At 50.3% G+C, this 12,814-nt stretch carries 26 protein-coding genes; 1 reads left to right on the forward strand and 25 read right to left on the reverse strand.

Going from position 1 to position 12,814, the window contains the following annotated elements; genetic code table 11:
- Window positions 1-292: 292 nt before the first annotated feature.
- Entirely contained in the window at window positions 293-1,333 is a 1,041-nt protein-coding gene (locus ACN0TT_RS15260) for a PepSY-associated TM helix domain-containing protein (protein ID WP_417763005.1), read from the reverse strand.
- Between the two features lie 185 nt (window positions 1,334-1,518).
- Complete coding sequence (locus ACN0TT_RS15265) at window positions 1,519-1,803, reverse strand: hypothetical protein (protein ID WP_417763006.1); 285 nt, start codon at window positions 1,801-1,803, stop codon at window positions 1,519-1,521.
- Here ACN0TT_RS15265 and ACN0TT_RS15270 point away from each other — a divergent pair.
- Window positions 1,802-1,933: a hypothetical protein gene (locus ACN0TT_RS15270; protein WP_417763007.1), complete on the forward strand. Its 132-nt coding sequence runs from the start codon at window positions 1,802-1,804 to the stop codon at window positions 1,931-1,933. The genes ACN0TT_RS15265 and ACN0TT_RS15270 overlap by 2 nt on opposite strands.
- Before the next feature lie 32 nt (window positions 1,934-1,965).
- Here ACN0TT_RS15270 and ACN0TT_RS15275 read toward each other — a convergent pair whose 3' ends face one another.
- The 23 genes from ACN0TT_RS15275 to ACN0TT_RS15385 all read right to left on the reverse strand — a co-directional run bounded on the left by ACN0TT_RS15275 (window position 1,966) and on the right by ACN0TT_RS15385 (window position 12,787).
- Window positions 1,966-2,313: a hypothetical protein gene (locus ACN0TT_RS15275; protein WP_417763008.1), complete on the reverse strand. Its 348-nt coding sequence runs from the start codon at window positions 2,311-2,313 to the stop codon at window positions 1,966-1,968.
- The gene (locus tag ACN0TT_RS15280; protein WP_417763009.1) at window positions 2,220-2,525 is read right to left on the reverse strand and encodes a hypothetical protein; all 306 of its coding nucleotides are present in this window, start codon (window positions 2,523-2,525) and stop codon (window positions 2,220-2,222) included. Before ACN0TT_RS15280 ends, ACN0TT_RS15275 begins: the two co-directional genes overlap by 94 nt.
- A gap of 5 nt (window positions 2,526-2,530) precedes the next feature.
- A complete protein-coding gene (locus ACN0TT_RS15285) occupies window positions 2,531-3,076 on the reverse strand; it encodes a hypothetical protein (RefSeq protein WP_417763010.1) in 546 nt (181 codons plus the stop codon).
- Between the two features lie 11 nt (window positions 3,077-3,087).
- Entirely contained in the window at window positions 3,088-3,519 is a 432-nt protein-coding gene (locus ACN0TT_RS15290) for a hypothetical protein (protein ID WP_417763011.1), read from the reverse strand.
- A gap of 43 nt (window positions 3,520-3,562) precedes the next feature.
- On the reverse strand, window positions 3,563-3,910 hold the full coding sequence (locus tag ACN0TT_RS15295) for a hypothetical protein (protein ID WP_417763012.1): 348 nt from the start codon (window positions 3,908-3,910) through the stop codon (window positions 3,563-3,565).
- A gap of 8 nt (window positions 3,911-3,918) precedes the next feature.
- Complete coding sequence (locus ACN0TT_RS15300; protein ID WP_417763013.1) at window positions 3,919-4,233, reverse strand: hypothetical protein; 315 nt, start codon at window positions 4,231-4,233, stop codon at window positions 3,919-3,921.
- Window positions 4,234-4,235: 2 nt separating this feature from the next.
- Window positions 4,236-4,520: a hypothetical protein gene (locus tag ACN0TT_RS15305; protein ID WP_417763014.1), complete on the reverse strand. Its 285-nt coding sequence runs from the start codon at window positions 4,518-4,520 to the stop codon at window positions 4,236-4,238.
- The gene (locus ACN0TT_RS15310; protein ID WP_417763015.1) at window positions 4,521-5,039 is read right to left on the reverse strand and encodes a hypothetical protein; all 519 of its coding nucleotides are present in this window, start codon (window positions 5,037-5,039) and stop codon (window positions 4,521-4,523) included.
- Window positions 5,040-5,050: 11 nt separating this feature from the next.
- On the reverse strand, window positions 5,051-5,593 hold the full coding sequence (locus tag ACN0TT_RS15315; protein ID WP_417763016.1) for a CbrC family protein: 543 nt from the start codon (window positions 5,591-5,593) through the stop codon (window positions 5,051-5,053).
- Window positions 5,594-5,616: 23 nt separating this feature from the next.
- Complete coding sequence (locus tag ACN0TT_RS15320; protein ID WP_417763017.1) at window positions 5,617-6,909, reverse strand: ADP-ribosylglycohydrolase family protein; 1,293 nt, start codon at window positions 6,907-6,909, stop codon at window positions 5,617-5,619.
- Between the two features lie 26 nt (window positions 6,910-6,935).
- Window positions 6,936-7,493, reverse strand: coding sequence for a CbrC family protein (locus tag ACN0TT_RS15325; protein ID WP_417763018.1), 558 nt, complete (start codon window positions 7,491-7,493; stop codon window positions 6,936-6,938).
- Between the two features lie 9 nt (window positions 7,494-7,502).
- On the reverse strand, window positions 7,503-7,886 hold the full coding sequence (locus tag ACN0TT_RS15330; RefSeq protein WP_417763019.1) for a DUF6331 family protein: 384 nt from the start codon (window positions 7,884-7,886) through the stop codon (window positions 7,503-7,505).
- A 44-nt stretch (window positions 7,887-7,930) separates the two neighbouring features.
- Complete coding sequence (locus tag ACN0TT_RS15335; RefSeq protein ID WP_417763020.1) at window positions 7,931-8,404, reverse strand: DUF6985 domain-containing protein; 474 nt, start codon at window positions 8,402-8,404, stop codon at window positions 7,931-7,933.
- Window positions 8,404-8,835 (reverse strand): hypothetical protein, encoded by a 432-nt coding sequence (locus ACN0TT_RS15340; RefSeq protein WP_417763021.1) that lies wholly within the window; start codon window positions 8,833-8,835, stop codon window positions 8,404-8,406. The genes ACN0TT_RS15335 and ACN0TT_RS15340 overlap by 1 nt, the downstream gene beginning before the upstream one ends.
- Before the next feature lie 4 nt (window positions 8,836-8,839).
- Window positions 8,840-9,193: a hypothetical protein gene (locus tag ACN0TT_RS15345; protein WP_417763022.1), complete on the reverse strand. Its 354-nt coding sequence runs from the start codon at window positions 9,191-9,193 to the stop codon at window positions 8,840-8,842.
- Window positions 9,194-9,198: 5 nt separating this feature from the next.
- Window positions 9,199-9,723: a hypothetical protein gene (locus tag ACN0TT_RS15350; RefSeq protein WP_417763023.1), complete on the reverse strand. Its 525-nt coding sequence runs from the start codon at window positions 9,721-9,723 to the stop codon at window positions 9,199-9,201.
- Window position 9,724: 1 nt separating this feature from the next.
- A complete protein-coding gene (locus ACN0TT_RS15355) occupies window positions 9,725-10,171 on the reverse strand; it encodes an imm11 family protein (RefSeq protein WP_417763024.1) in 447 nt (148 codons plus the stop codon).
- 485 nt (window positions 10,172-10,656) lie between these two features.
- Complete coding sequence (locus tag ACN0TT_RS15360) at window positions 10,657-10,950, reverse strand: hypothetical protein (protein ID WP_417763025.1); 294 nt, start codon at window positions 10,948-10,950, stop codon at window positions 10,657-10,659.
- Window positions 10,947-11,456: an endonuclease V gene (locus ACN0TT_RS15365; RefSeq protein ID WP_417763026.1), complete on the reverse strand. Its 510-nt coding sequence runs from the start codon at window positions 11,454-11,456 to the stop codon at window positions 10,947-10,949. The genes ACN0TT_RS15360 and ACN0TT_RS15365 overlap by 4 nt, the downstream gene beginning before the upstream one ends.
- A gap of 6 nt (window positions 11,457-11,462) precedes the next feature.
- Window positions 11,463-11,669: a hypothetical protein gene (locus ACN0TT_RS15370; protein WP_417763027.1), complete on the reverse strand. Its 207-nt coding sequence runs from the start codon at window positions 11,667-11,669 to the stop codon at window positions 11,463-11,465.
- Between the two features lie 23 nt (window positions 11,670-11,692).
- The gene (locus ACN0TT_RS15375; RefSeq protein WP_417763028.1) at window positions 11,693-12,085 is read right to left on the reverse strand and encodes a hypothetical protein; all 393 of its coding nucleotides are present in this window, start codon (window positions 12,083-12,085) and stop codon (window positions 11,693-11,695) included.
- Window positions 12,086-12,088: 3 nt separating this feature from the next.
- Window positions 12,089-12,439 (reverse strand): hypothetical protein, encoded by a 351-nt coding sequence (locus ACN0TT_RS15380; RefSeq protein WP_417763029.1) that lies wholly within the window; start codon window positions 12,437-12,439, stop codon window positions 12,089-12,091.
- 33 nt (window positions 12,440-12,472) lie between these two features.
- On the reverse strand, window positions 12,473-12,787 hold the full coding sequence (locus ACN0TT_RS15385) for a hypothetical protein (protein WP_417763030.1): 315 nt from the start codon (window positions 12,785-12,787) through the stop codon (window positions 12,473-12,475).
- Between the last annotated feature and the right edge of the window lie 27 nt (window positions 12,788-12,814).

The following is a 12,814-nucleotide window of genomic DNA, read 5'->3' on the forward strand; positions in this document are numbered from 1 at the left end:
TAAATGTATCAAAATGTCACAATAAAATATTTTTGTTTAACAAAAAATAAATAGAGTAGTTACTTTAAAACGGGGGGCTGCGCTGGTCGTCGAACACAGATGTTTGGAGTGAGAGCTACGCTTGTGCCAATAAGGCTGTAATAACCGCCATAGACGACAGAATGGCATGCTGGAAAACCAGAGCGTACAGGGATTACCTTGCTCCATTTTTTGGCTTGCGGCGCTGCGTTCTCAGTAAAAAACGGCTGACGGCTGTTACCAGTAACCCCGCTACTAGCACTCCGCTGATGAGTCAAATTATGCGCAATGTTAGCCCGCCCACTGAGCCATCGTGTAGTGGGTGCAGCCAACTTAGGATGACCTCTTTACTGCCTGCGTTTTGAATGGTCTGTGCGGCAACAATTACACCAGTGTTGGGATTGACTTGCACATAGCTGTGGGGAAAGCGGCGGGACGGATCGCTGGGCAGTTGCAGTCTAAATTGGTAATACCCGCCGCTGGTGGGCGGTACTTCAATCCACGCTAAGTGGCTGAGCGGGTACTGTTGCTGCAAGGTGTTAATGGCGTTTGCCAATGACATTCGCGTTGGCTGTGTGGTGGCGGGATTGTGGCTGAACAGCGGCGGTTGGGGGTGTTGACTCGGCAATATTGATAACACGGTATTTGTAGGGTTGGGCAGCGCGAGCATTGCGCCTGTGACCGTGAGTGTGAGTAACGGCACGCTCACCGCTAAGCCGATGAGCTTATGCCAGTCGTATAACAAACCCACCGTGTTATTTCGCGGTTTAAAGGTCAGCCCTTTACGCCATTGACCACGTTTGGGCCACCATGCCATCAATCCTGAAATAATTAATAGCAGCGACACTAAACCGATATATCCGACCAGCAGGGTGCCTGTATCACCTAGCAATAGCTGAAAGTGCAGATTGTACAGCCAGGTCATCAGGGTGTGGCCCCAATAATCTTGTCGCAGCAGCTGCTTGCCATCGCTGGATAGCCACACGAGTAGCGGCGCAAATCCTTCGCCTTGGGTTTCTGGTGGATTGTAATAGCGGGCGGGAATGGTGCTACCGCTTGGGGTCACTTCAAAACGCCATGGCCCTGTTTTATCTGGATATTGCAGCCGTACTGTGGCGAGCGCCTGATCCCAATTCGGGGATTGTTTGCTGCTGGTGGCGCTGAGTTGCTCGGCATGTAACCCTTGGTCGATTTCGACATAAAACATCACCGCGGCACCAGAAAGGCAGATCAGCGTTAGCAGCACTCCCACCGATAAGCCGAGCCATAAATGGACTCGACGCATGAATTTGCGCAGAGGTAATTTACTGCTCATATGAGCCTTGGCGCTGTGCCGAAAGGAGAAAATGCTGTACTGCTGTAACCATGTAACACCGCGTTGTGTTGCCAAGTGACCAGAATGAGACGGTCAGTTGCGGCAAGGCTATGAACCGGCTCAGCCGCTGCTGGCTATCTGCGGCGGCATTATAGAGGAATTTTTCGAGCAATGCCGAGGGAAACTTAGGGCGTCATCTGTGTCAATGGCTGCCACAGCGTTGCCAGAATATATTGTCGTGCATCTTGTTCATCATCGGCGGGGTACACCACAAAATCGGGGTTATCGAGGAGTTCAACCAAAGAGATACTGCTGTCTTGCAGCAGTGCTTGTAGTTCATCACTCAGTTGTTGCCGCCGCTGTTGCTCGCTGAGCCAGTTGATGAGGGCGCCATGGGCGGCGGCTTCTTCCAGCCCGACATCAACGGAAAATAGCGATAACAACTGACGAACAGTTGGGTAATTTGGCATGGATAACGTCCTTGTGGCATCAGCTATGGCTGATGAGCAAAACCTAGATAATGTAAACGGCGGCTTATCTGTACTGCTGTGCGATAATTACCGCGGCGGCATTATAAAGCAATTGGTCGATAAATGCTGAGTCGCTATCTACGGTGGTGATGAGCGGCTAAGTTACCACGCCAGCACGTTTAGAAAATTGCTGGCGGCTTGTGGACTACCTAAAAACTCGCTGAGCTTTTGGAAACGATAATCCAGTGCTTGTTGGGTATAGGTGCAGTCGTCATCGTCCCAATATTCATCAGCGTCACACTCTGCTATCGCTTGTGCCATGGTGGCAAAAGCACCGAATGCGGTGGCTAAGTCTGGTGCGAGCGGCTGAAAATGCCATTCGCCGCCGTGGATATCAAACAGGATCTGCTCAGAGGCTAGGTCAAATACGATGGGGTCAGCATTATTGTTCGCGATGACGAGCCAGTTGGGGGCCAGCCGTCGATAGTTGCGCCATTGCGACCATGCCAACGATAGCCTGCTTGATAGTCCCACAGTTTTGCCAAGCTTGGTATTTCGACTAACTCATCACAGCACAGTTGTAAGTTATTGGGGCCGACCTGTTGATAAAAATCGATTAAGGTTTGCGGCAGGGGAAAATCGCCACGCCAATCATTGCTGGCTTGTGGTTGCGGTTGCCCAAATGGCGCGAGTTGTGCGGCTAAGTGGGAAAATCGGCTCATGTTCATTACTCATATCCGTGATATTGCTGTGTGTTATCCATTGGTGCTAGCTGCTCAAAATGCGGTTGCCCTTGTTCATCCAGTTCATAACGCAGCAGGAACAGCCACAGTTGTTCTTGGTATTCGGTTGGATCTTCGGTCATCACCCCTATCAATAGCTGGTGCTGTTCATCGACCGCCACCAATTCGCTATGTTGTTCATATAGGCTAAACGCTTCAACAAAATTGGCATGAGGGGCTACCCGCATGTTCATCCAGAACTCACAGCTGTTGACGCTGGCTTTGAAAGATAGCCCTTGGGAAATATCGACATGTTGTTGGATACGTTGCCAAAACATCGCGGAGGCGCGTGCATAAACCTCATCATCATTCGGATGCAGATCTAATTTGGCAAAGCTATGGTCTTGCACCAGAATGCACGGACGCCACCAGCGCAACATAGGTGACTCATAGGGATGTTTGCCAACATAGGTTTTACTGTCGAGCTCGACGCCTTCGGTATATTTAAATCCGTCGATAAGGTCTTCAATATCTTCTTTGCTGTACTGCACTGTATGGCATCCTAGTCGTTATGGCTTGCTAAGCGCTTAAAGGTGTCGAGTTCGTTGTAGAACCGCACTAACAAATCCCACTCCAACAGCGAGAGCAACTCGGCACTTTGCTGGCGTAGTTGCTGCCAGCCGGCGCTATCAAAGATGGCAAGCTTATGGCACTGCATCTCATCAGTGGTTAATGCCTTAAAGCTTTGCTCAAGTGCGCGTAGTTTTTCCAGCAGCGGTGGCGCAGTAAATTCGCCCATCACGTTGATAAATTCAATCACGTGAACGCAGTGCTCATACCACACATCGCAAAATGGGCAGTCATTAACGTGTTGTTTTTGCTTAGCAGAATCTGTGCTTAGAAATACTAAGGCGAAGCCCAACTGGTAGAGCTTTTCGAGTTTCTCCTGCTCGTTATAACTGTCCCATTCCCAGACCTTGGCGGTAAAACTCACAGTGAATTATCTCCATATCATTCCTTGCGAGGTTGGCGCTCGCTTAGTGTTGGTGATTGCCGTTCGCGCCTTCTGCTAAAATGATGTCGGCTTGCGCGCGGCAGTTGGCATCAAACTGCTGATAACGGCTACGCACTAATGCTAAAGGCAATGTTAGACCGCGATAACAGCAAAAGCTCAGTGCGTTCAGTAGCGCTTCCATCACCGAGAGATTTTCTTCACTGGCTAACTGTTTGCTGAGCTGGTCGATGATCTGCTGCTGGGTGGTAAGATCAACGGTTTCATATTCCAACATGTCACCTAGATAGGCGCTTGCCAGTTCACGAGTTGTGGCATCTTGATGATGGAGTTGTGCCAAATAGTGCGGCAGTTGTTGCTTAAGCGTGGTCATCATTATCCTTAATCGGCAAACCAATAAATCGATAAGTTCTCATTCATCGCTTGCTGTAATACCGCAAGCATCTGCCGCAGCGTTTGGGCTAACGCCGTTGATAGTTGCTGGGATAGCAGCAAATTGAGTTCCTCACGCCAGCGTAGATGAAGCTCACACGGCAGGTGTTGGTCTTGGTAGTAATCAGCCAGCTTGAGCGTCACGGGCAGCGACAGCCCGCGTGAGCGAATCACGCTGAACAGTTCATCGTGCAACTCTTCGGTTAATGACAAGCGATATTGCTGCTGACGGCGGCTAATACCACTATGAAGATCGTAGGCCATGGTTACTGCTCCAATAATGCTTGTTGGTGCAGCCAAGTGGTTAACTGCGTCAATTCAGCGGGTGTTGCGCCTGTGATGGTCACCGCCATGCTATGAAACCACGGATTGCTGTGGCTGGTATCAACATCAAACGCTACCGCAATGGATTTATTCGGCCGAATAATATTGAGTTGTTCGATGATGGCATCAGCGGCTTCGTCCCACTGTTCGTTACCAAAGCGTTGTTGCAGTAAACGCAGTGGTAAGGCGATTCGGTCGGCGTGATACAAGAGATGAGCTTTTGTCATTTAATACGCCTCGTTTTCTGGGCAGCTGATCGCGCTAATCGCCTCAATCTGTGTGAGCTGCGCGGCTAAATGTTGACTTAAATCCACCCATGTTTGCCTTGCCGTATCCGCTTTGGCGTGCGGCGTGATCTCCAGTAAATACTGCTGGGTGGCGGCGTCATTGAGCTGCAATGTCAGCGGAATCCCCAATACTTGCCCTTCATAGGTGATGAACTCCTCAAAGCGGCCACTGCTATTGTGTAGCAACTGGCAGCCAAGCTGGCCGCTGAGCTGCTGAGCGAGTTCGGCAGGTGCTAGCGTGCTGTAAAAGCAGACCAAGGCACGAAAGTTCAACGGCGCATTATCCATACCGACGATCGTTGGTGGAATAAGTAGCTGCGCTTCAACGCGGTAGTGTTTGATGGCATCGCTGGCCTGTTTTAGCGATATACCAAGGCGATCACGCAGCTGTAACGTGGCATTTTTGATATCGCCTTGCTGTACCAGTTGTTGTTCCGCTTTAGTTAATGGGTAATTCATTCGGTGGCCTGTTAACTTGGTTGGCACAGCCAATAGCGTTTGCCACAGTGTGGGCAGCTAAAGGTCAGTACGGGGTCTTCACCAGCGATCAGGCGGGTCAAGAGTTGCTGGTGATTGGTCTCTGCTTCTTGCGCTGGCCATGGCATCAGTTGCTGGATGTCGCCCTGATAGCTGTGGCCGACCTTCCCCGAAAATGGGGCGTAATCAGCGCAACAATGCGGCCAGTCACTCAGTTCAAGTACGATAGCTGGCGTATGTAATAGCTCATCTAATATCGCGGTCGCGCGCGCCTTTTTTTGCTGTTTATCAATACTGCCCTTGGGAAAATAGCGATTGAGCATGCGCTGCGCCACCTCAATATTGAGCCAGCTATCGGTTTTGATAGTGACATGTTGCAGGCAATCAGCACAAAGCTCGTCTACCTGTTGCCATTGCTCGTTGATGAGCACTTCACGGCCCAAACGATAGATTGGCTTATATTCCCCGCAGCATTGGCAATGCTCTGTAATGGCTAAATCAGCTAGCGCCATTTGATGAATATATTTAAATCTCATGTTTATCATCTCTTTTTAGCTTTTTATTCGATGATGTTGGCATAGTTACATTGCACTATCACATGCTTTGCAATTTGCACTAGTTCTTGCCACTGTGCGTCTTCTAATTGGTAACGAATATGCAGTGATTGAATCCCAATTTTCTCAGCAGTTGCGCTATCAAATTGACAACGTAATTGGCTACGGCTAATTGCCAGTGAGGTGATACCTTCATAAAAGGTCTGCAGTTGTGGTTCTTGCACCACGCAAATACCTTCATCTTCTTCGCCCAAGCTTGCGAGTGCTCCATCCTCTCCAAGCGCGCGTTGAAACTGCCAGTTCTGGTCTGTTTCGTTATCGGACTCACTAAAGCAGAGGCTAAAAACGCAAAAATCTTCGCTAAAGACATTGGTAATCCCAGCAACTTGAGTGGCATAAAATTGAATATGTTGCATACCTACTACGTCCTGGCGGGTCGTTGCCCCTGATACTTGGCATTGCGGCTGCTTCAGCGCCATTAACTGCTCACTGAGTTTTACTAGATAATCGTGCCCATAAGTGCCGCGCTCTAAATCACGAGTTAAAAATGCCGGCAGTGTTTGCTGGTATTGTGCGCTCTGTGAGGCAATGGCGAGCGCGACGGCGGTGACGGTATCCACATCGCCACCGAAATTCACCCCCTGCAACAATATTTGCTCGGCACTGTCGCAGTGAGTGAGTAACGTCAGCACGGCGTTAACGGTTTCCCACGCGCTGCATGGCACTTCGGCGTGCCAGTTGTCATCCCACATTGTCGCGGTATGCTGGCTGACAAAGGCGGTTAGCACGGATTTATCACCAAGGTCATAAATAAAGAAGTGGGCGGCGAGGGCGATGGCTTGTGCTGATGCAATCCCTTCCGGCGTATCGTGGGTGATTTGCGCCTGCATTTTGGCAAACTGCAACAGCTGCGCAATGTCAGCAAGAATACCGATAGGTGCCGCCCGCATAGCGGCGCCGTTACGATCACTGTGGGGATTAATCTTTTCCAGTAATTCGGCGCCATCCTCAATGCTATCTAAAAAGTGTTGAAAACCGCTGGAATAACCTAAGCGGCGGTCGCGCTGGTAGCAGCTCACAAATTTATTGGCGATGTTTAGCGGCGTCCATGGCTGTTGCTCGATGAGCAGTTCGCTAATCGCTAGCGACATTTGGGTATCGTCGGTATAGCAGCCTGGCTGAATACCTAAACCGTGCTGTTCATAGTGGGTGAGATGGTTGTGTTGCTCGATTTTGCTGCGCTCGGCAAATTCAAAGCCAGCGCCGTAAGCATCACCAATGGCTAGAGCTAATAACATGGGACTTCCTTTTGAACGCTCATGGGTTACTCAAAACCACCGGTCAGCCGAAATTGGTGGCAATGGCAACATTGAAACAGTTGCACGGCAAACGGCGCATCATCTTGAGCAATTAAGGCGTTGAACTCGTCTTCAGTCAGGTCGTTCTCCTGACACACACGTGTAATATCCGCTTGCAGTTGCTGTTGATGCGCCGCGACGGCTGCTGTGGCGGTGATTTCTGTCGTTGGCACTACGCGGCAATAATCGCCGCAGTGGTGTGGCCAACTGTCATTCATCGCCAGATAAAAATAGTTGGGCGTGCGTTGCATCAGCTCGGCGTCTTTGGCGCTATCGCCCAATTGCTCCATGCTAAATTCATCAATAAACGTGAGATCAAATTGCTGCGCCGCGCGGCCATCAGCAATGCACCATGGGCAGAGGTTTTCTACCTCATCTACACAGAAAAACGGCCCAACATAACCCCAACCGCGTTGTTGTTGGCAGCAGGGACAATGGCCGTCAAAACGGATTATCACCCCAGAGGCGATAGGGTCGGGGTGATATTTAAATATCGGCCAATTTGCCGGGAAACGGATTGACATAAAATGTCCTTAGCAGTTGCCATGAAATACGCGCTGCAAATGTTGCAGCAGTGCAAGTAAGGTCTCACGGCTAAAGTAATTGTTGAGCTGATCACTGTCATAGATTGCGGCGGGGGTACGTTGGATTTGCTCAATCAGTGCCGCCAGTTGTTGCGACAAGCTAGCGTGAGATAGCTGGGCGGTATGCGCCAGCACATCTTCCGGCCACAAGCCAAAGGCATCAATACCACAACACGCCGCAACGCACTCAGTTTCTAGTGCTTGCCACATGGGCAGTAACTCGCTCATCAGTGGGTCGAGCGCAACCGCTTGGCTAATGGGCGCGCTGAGGGGCGGCACTTCAATCCATTGGTCGGGGCCGATGCTGATGTCGTTGTCATGGGAAGTATTCATGAGTGACCTTGTCCTGTGAATCTCATTAATGGCATGACGTTTGGCTAAATACAGATATCTTGAAAACCAACTTCAACCACTTGGTTATGTTGGATTTTTACTGCGAGGCCATGTTCTGGCTCCCATGAGCATTCAAACAATAAGCCGATTTCGCCGTGCTCAGGGAACAGGTCTGGCACCACAATGCCAGCGGGTGTCAGCAGCGGTTTAATCTGCGCGACTTGAGTGATTTCAGGCAGCGCTTGTTGCCAATCATGCTGTTGATATTGGTCGCGATATGCTGGGGCGACGCTTTGGTAGTAATCAAAAATCGCCTGATAGACTTGGGTGGTCAAGCGTTCGCTGTGCTGCATAAATTCATCGTACACCGCACGTTGCCACGCCGCTGGGGGCTGGTCTGCTTCGCCATCGACACTCAGGGTGATCTCTGCCGCCATTAGCGGATGATGCAGGTCGATATTCCAGCCAAAATCTTTAAACACTAACTGGTCAAATGGATGTTGCGGTTGTGGGCTCATTAGGCGTCACTCCTTTGCAGTAGTTGCAGCGCGAGTGCCGCAGACAGTTCTGGTGCAGGATGCAATGAACGTTGCCGTAAAGCTTCGGCCGTTGCGGGCACCAGCCACTCGCATTCGCGCTGCTGCAGCTGTTCTAAAAAATACAGCATCAGTGCGAAATAATCTTTGACCAGCGTTTGGTAGGCCAAGGTGTTTGGCTGCGCCTCAAAGCGTTGCATCTGCTGCATAGCCCGCTCGATAAAGCGCGGGATCATCGAGTAATTTTTGCCAATAAACAGTGCAATCACCTGATTGGTAAAACACACCATTGCGTAATAGTTATCACTCATGCGATAGCACTGCTCGGGGATGACCGATGGATGGTTGAGCAGTTGCTGATATTGATTAAGGGCTTTGCGTGCGGCATTGCTGTTTTCTGGGCGATAGGTCATCGGTTTACTCGTTAAGCCATGGTCTTGCGTTGCTCGCATGGCTCGGCAAATAGTGTTGAATGTAAATACTCGGGTTCAGTTGCTGCCAGTGAGCGATGGTGGCGCTTAGCTGAGCATGTTCAGCGCAAACTAACGCCAACTTGCCTGTCAGCATGGCGCTGATTAATTTGTCTAAGCTAGGCCAATAGGAATAACTGGCGTTAACTACTAGGTGAATGTTTGGCGTAAAACCATAGACCGCAATGCCTTGCTCAAGCTGTTGCAGCAACTGCTCAAGGTCGGCAGCGCTATAGGCGAGGGTATTATCAAGCGTCACTTTGGTGATAAACGGCGATGCGGAATGTTGATATTGATGCATCAGCGTTACCCTGCGTCACCGTGGCGCGCCATGGCAGCGTCGGGATATTCAAGCCAAGCCTCACCAAACAGATCTGAGCTTAACTTAATGCCTTGTTCGGTGACTTCTAGCGCATAAGGCGGATCGCACGGTGCTCGCGCTACCATCTCGCCATCGGCACGATACAACATACATTCCACTTCACCTTGTTCAAGGACATAGCGCTGCTCTTGGACTTCGTTGAAGCCCCAAAACAGCAGCGGGTGGCATTGGCCAATCAGTGTGCGAGTAGGAACGTGAATGCGCGCGCTCAGAGCGCCAGCACCGATAAATAACACTTGGCTGGTGGGCATATACAGCAATTCAAAGCTGTAATGGTTGGCCCAGTGGAGTTGTGCCAGTAGCGTACCATCAATGAAGATTTTACTGACGATGTCGTTATCGCCTGCGGCAATCAGCGTGAGCGGCAGCGCCTCGCTTAACCGCAAGCAGCGATGATGGCTCACGTCAATGTCAGCACCATGGTGAACGATGAGCTGTTTAATGTCCATATTATTGCGCATCCTTGGCGTGGCTAAATCGCATGCCAGTTAATTGTGCTTGGTTTACTGCATCTTTAAAGCGGTCACTGACGATATAAACAACATAGCTGCATTGCGCTAACTGGGTGAAATGTACATCGGTCAGTTGCTGCTCATCTAACACCAGTTTATCTAGGGTATCAATGTCACCGTATTCATCGCGAACGAACTGCGATTTTTGCTCATCCAGCGCCGCATGTTCTCCAATAAAATGCGCTACAAAACGTGACTGCTGCTCGCCATTATGTCGCCAATTTACGGCAAAACGTTGGTGCGGGATCTGGAACTGATCGAGTAGGGCCGCTAACGGTTCACTGACAATATTGAGTACGCCGTAGCGCAGATAGTCCGGCAGGATAAACTTGCCTTGGCTATTAAACTCCAAGGTAGGGAACGCACCAACGATCGGCTGCGGCAAGCTCATCTTCAGTGGCAGTAGTGATTTAATATTGGCGCAATTAACCGAGTGGTTATGCGTTATGCCATTTCCGTATAGCAAGTAATGCATCAGTTTAGTATGTCATTTTATGTCAATGGCGCCATTATGTCGGTCATAGGATAAAACTGCAATTACTAACAGCAAGCTAGGGGCTGTTTATCTTTGCTGATTGTTTTTGCAGTAGGCAGCGCGTGATTTAGGCAAGGCAGGTGATGTGCCGTGTAGTTATTCTCCACCAACAGCGCCTAACGCTGAATAAATTGCGCGCTGTCGCTGCCCGAAGGGTTCATTTAAACGCACTCTGAACTTTGTTGCGCCCAGCTTGCTTAGTTGACTAAGCGTCGCAGGTCTCGCCTCGTTCACAACGCGTTTAATTTGAACAAAAATTAAACACTAAAGATAAGCAGCCCCTAGGTTAATGGATAGACAAAATATTGCTGCTTTGTCATTGATAATTGGTGCTGCTACGCGCGCATCAAGGCTACCCAATAGTTAGGCGTATTTGGCGCCAGCAGTTGCGCCGCTTGGTCGAGCGCCTGCAAATTGTTGTCAAATAAGGCACTGGCAATCAATTGCCCAACCGGGTGCTGTTTAAGGTCATCAGTCAACGCTTGATATCCGATAGCGGGCGTTTCGCTGTTGAGCTTAGCGTAGAGCAAGGCATCAATTAATTGCCCATATTCCTTCCTACTGAGGTTTGGTGCGGTGGCCTGTTGCGGTTTAAAACAATGGTCACTGTGTTTAGCTGATTGACTCATATTTCCCTCGCTATGCCGCGGGCTAACTGGTCGACATATTTAAGTAAACTGGGCAGTCGATGTTTACCATGCATCGACAATATCCACTGTTTGGCTTGCTCAAGCTCAACGCCAATACTGCTGATATAGAGCGGATTGTGGCTGTTGCCACGCAGGATCTCAGTCGTTTTAGGCGTGCCAATAAATGGCTTTTTAGCCACACCGATCACTGGCACTTGTTCATTAAGCGCGTGATACAGGTGCCAACCTAAACCGGGACGCTGTTGCTCGCCCAACGTAACGTAGCCATCGACAATGATAAGCTCTGGCAATGAGGCTAACGTTGGTAGCAACGCCAAAATACACGGTAGTTCACGTTGGTAAAATTGTCCGGGAACATACGGCGCAATGGGCGTTACTTGTTTGGTCCACGCCCGCGTGGCTTGTGCTGCGTCCCAGCGGGTAAACGTAATGCCCGCCGCTACGGCGCTGTTCTCAGCATACTGACAATCTACGGCAAATATCAATGCGGCTTAACTCCTGTTGCGGGGCAAATAAAGGTTGGCTTCAATCTGCGCGGCACCAATGGTAATACTTGGCTGTGGCTGCACACGTGCAGGCGCATATTGCCAAAATGTGTGTGCAAGTTCCACCGTGGCGAGGCTTGGCGCTTGTGCCAGATGTGGTGCAATGGCGGCAAAGGTCTGCACCGCGTGGTTGAACGGTTGCCTGAACGCCATCGCTTTCAATGTGTTGCACGCCGTCATTGTTGCGGGGCCAGTGCAATAAACGGAAATTGTTGGCAAAAGCGCTGTAATAATTGCGGTGATTGTTGCAACGCTTTGGCTGCTTTAGCCGGTGAGGGCGATGGCTCAAAGCGAGCAATACCACGCAGATCTGCAATGCCTGCCAGTGCCTGCTGTTCGGTGGCACTGAGATCAGATTCTGCGATGTCACCTAGCATGGATGCAAGCGCTGCTAAGGTGCCATCAAAGCTGAGCAACTCCAGCAGATAGTCTGGCGGTGTGGCTAACTCCGCTACGTGCATTTCCGCCCATTGTTGTAGCTCCGCAAAGCTAATGGCCTGCGTAAACGCCGCATCGAGTGCCAAGCCGAGTTGGTTGGGCAGTGGCACTGGTTCGCTGGTGTTAGTCATCGGTTAATTGCTCAGCCGTTGATAGCTAGTGACTTGGCCATCTTCGCTGAGTTCAATACTGGTATCGGACAAGGATTGCACGGTTAGAACGATAGGATTATCTAGACCAGTGACGCTGATCTGCAGTACACATTGGTCGTCTAACTGCCATTCGCCATTGGCGTCCGGCCGTTCATGTAACCATGATTGAAAGCCGCCATCAGCATCAAGGGCAAAGGTTTCAAAAAATCCCGCTTGCTCGGTGGCATCATAGTCACCGACCAGTTGCTCGGCGCTCCATTGGCAGGCCATCGACGGGGTCGCTACCAGTGCGAGCGTAATAAGCCATGAGTGTTTTATGCGACCTTGTTGCATTGGTCAGCCTCCTGCTGAGTTATTTACTATCCATTATTGTAAGCGAAACCAGTCAAGATTGGGTTCGCCGTAATCTACTCTGATGATCAATCGGTGGTTACCTGCGGGCAAGGTTAATGTACCTTGCTGCTCATGCCAAATATATTGGTTATCGGTGGAGGGCAGATACAGTGACTGCCAGTTGCCACTATCGACTTGTATCGAGCTGCTGGGTTTCATTTTGCTTTTGGCTGACAGCCCCAAGCTACCTTTAAGTGATGACTGCACAGCATGAACGTTGGGGAGCAAACTTAACCAGCAACGACTGTGGGCGATAACGATGAAGTCTCTTGGTGCCGGGCGCTGCATAACGCGGCACTTTATTACCGCCAGCGA

It is taken from the genome of Shewanella sp. (genome assembly GCF_048265805.1).
Lineage (GTDB): Bacteria > Pseudomonadota > Gammaproteobacteria > Enterobacterales > Shewanellaceae > Shewanella.

Coding starts and splice junctions, on each gene's coding strand:
- ACN0TT_RS15370 (WP_417763027.1), bottom strand. CDS start 11,669: ATGGCGTTCAGGCAACCGTTCAACCACGCGGTGCAGACCTTTGCCGCC.
- ACN0TT_RS15260 (WP_417763005.1), bottom strand. CDS start 1,333: ATGAGCAGTAAATTACCTCTGCGCAAATTCATGCGTCGAGTCCATTTA.
- ACN0TT_RS15375 (WP_417763028.1), bottom strand. CDS start 12,085: ATGACTAACACCAGCGAACCAGTGCCACTGCCCAACCAACTCGGCTTG.
- ACN0TT_RS15270 (WP_417763007.1), top strand. CDS start 1,802: ATGGATAACGTCCTTGTGGCATCAGCTATGGCTGATGAGCAAAACCTA.
- ACN0TT_RS15380 (WP_417763029.1), bottom strand. CDS start 12,439: ATGCAACAAGGTCGCATAAAACACTCATGGCTTATTACGCTCGCACTG.
- ACN0TT_RS15345 (WP_417763022.1), bottom strand. CDS start 9,193: ATGCATCAATATCAACATTCCGCATCGCCGTTTATCACCAAAGTGACG.
- ACN0TT_RS15310 (WP_417763015.1), bottom strand. CDS start 5,039: ATGAATTACCCATTAACTAAAGCGGAACAACAACTGGTACAGCAAGGC.
- ACN0TT_RS15280 (WP_417763009.1), bottom strand. CDS start 2,525: ATGAGCCGATTTTCCCACTTAGCCGCACAACTCGCGCCATTTGGGCAA.
- ACN0TT_RS15300 (WP_417763013.1), bottom strand. CDS start 4,233: ATGGCCTACGATCTTCATAGTGGTATTAGCCGCCGTCAGCAGCAATAT.
- ACN0TT_RS15360 (WP_417763025.1), bottom strand. CDS start 10,950: ATGAGTCAATCAGCTAAACACAGTGACCATTGTTTTAAACCGCAACAG.
- ACN0TT_RS15330 (WP_417763019.1), bottom strand. CDS start 7,886: ATGAATACTTCCCATGACAACGACATCAGCATCGGCCCCGACCAATGG.
- ACN0TT_RS15295 (WP_417763012.1), bottom strand. CDS start 3,910: ATGACCACGCTTAAGCAACAACTGCCGCACTATTTGGCACAACTCCAT.
- ACN0TT_RS15335 (WP_417763020.1), bottom strand. CDS start 8,404: ATGAGCCCACAACCGCAACATCCATTTGACCAGTTAGTGTTTAAAGAT.
- ACN0TT_RS15325 (WP_417763018.1), bottom strand. CDS start 7,493: ATGTCAATCCGTTTCCCGGCAAATTGGCCGATATTTAAATATCACCCC.
- ACN0TT_RS15305 (WP_417763014.1), bottom strand. CDS start 4,520: ATGACAAAAGCTCATCTCTTGTATCACGCCGACCGAATCGCCTTACCA.
- ACN0TT_RS15350 (WP_417763023.1), bottom strand. CDS start 9,723: ATGGACATTAAACAGCTCATCGTTCACCATGGTGCTGACATTGACGTG.
- ACN0TT_RS15340 (WP_417763021.1), bottom strand. CDS start 8,835: ATGACCTATCGCCCAGAAAACAGCAATGCCGCACGCAAAGCCCTTAAT.
- ACN0TT_RS15320 (WP_417763017.1), bottom strand. CDS start 6,909: ATGTTATTAGCTCTAGCCATTGGTGATGCTTACGGCGCTGGCTTTGAA.
- ACN0TT_RS15265 (WP_417763006.1), bottom strand. CDS start 1,803: ATGCCAAATTACCCAACTGTTCGTCAGTTGTTATCGCTATTTTCCGTT.
- ACN0TT_RS15385 (WP_417763030.1), bottom strand. CDS start 12,787: ATGCAGCGCCCGGCACCAAGAGACTTCATCGTTATCGCCCACAGTCGT.
- ACN0TT_RS15315 (WP_417763016.1), bottom strand. CDS start 5,593: ATGAGATTTAAATATATTCATCAAATGGCGCTAGCTGATTTAGCCATT.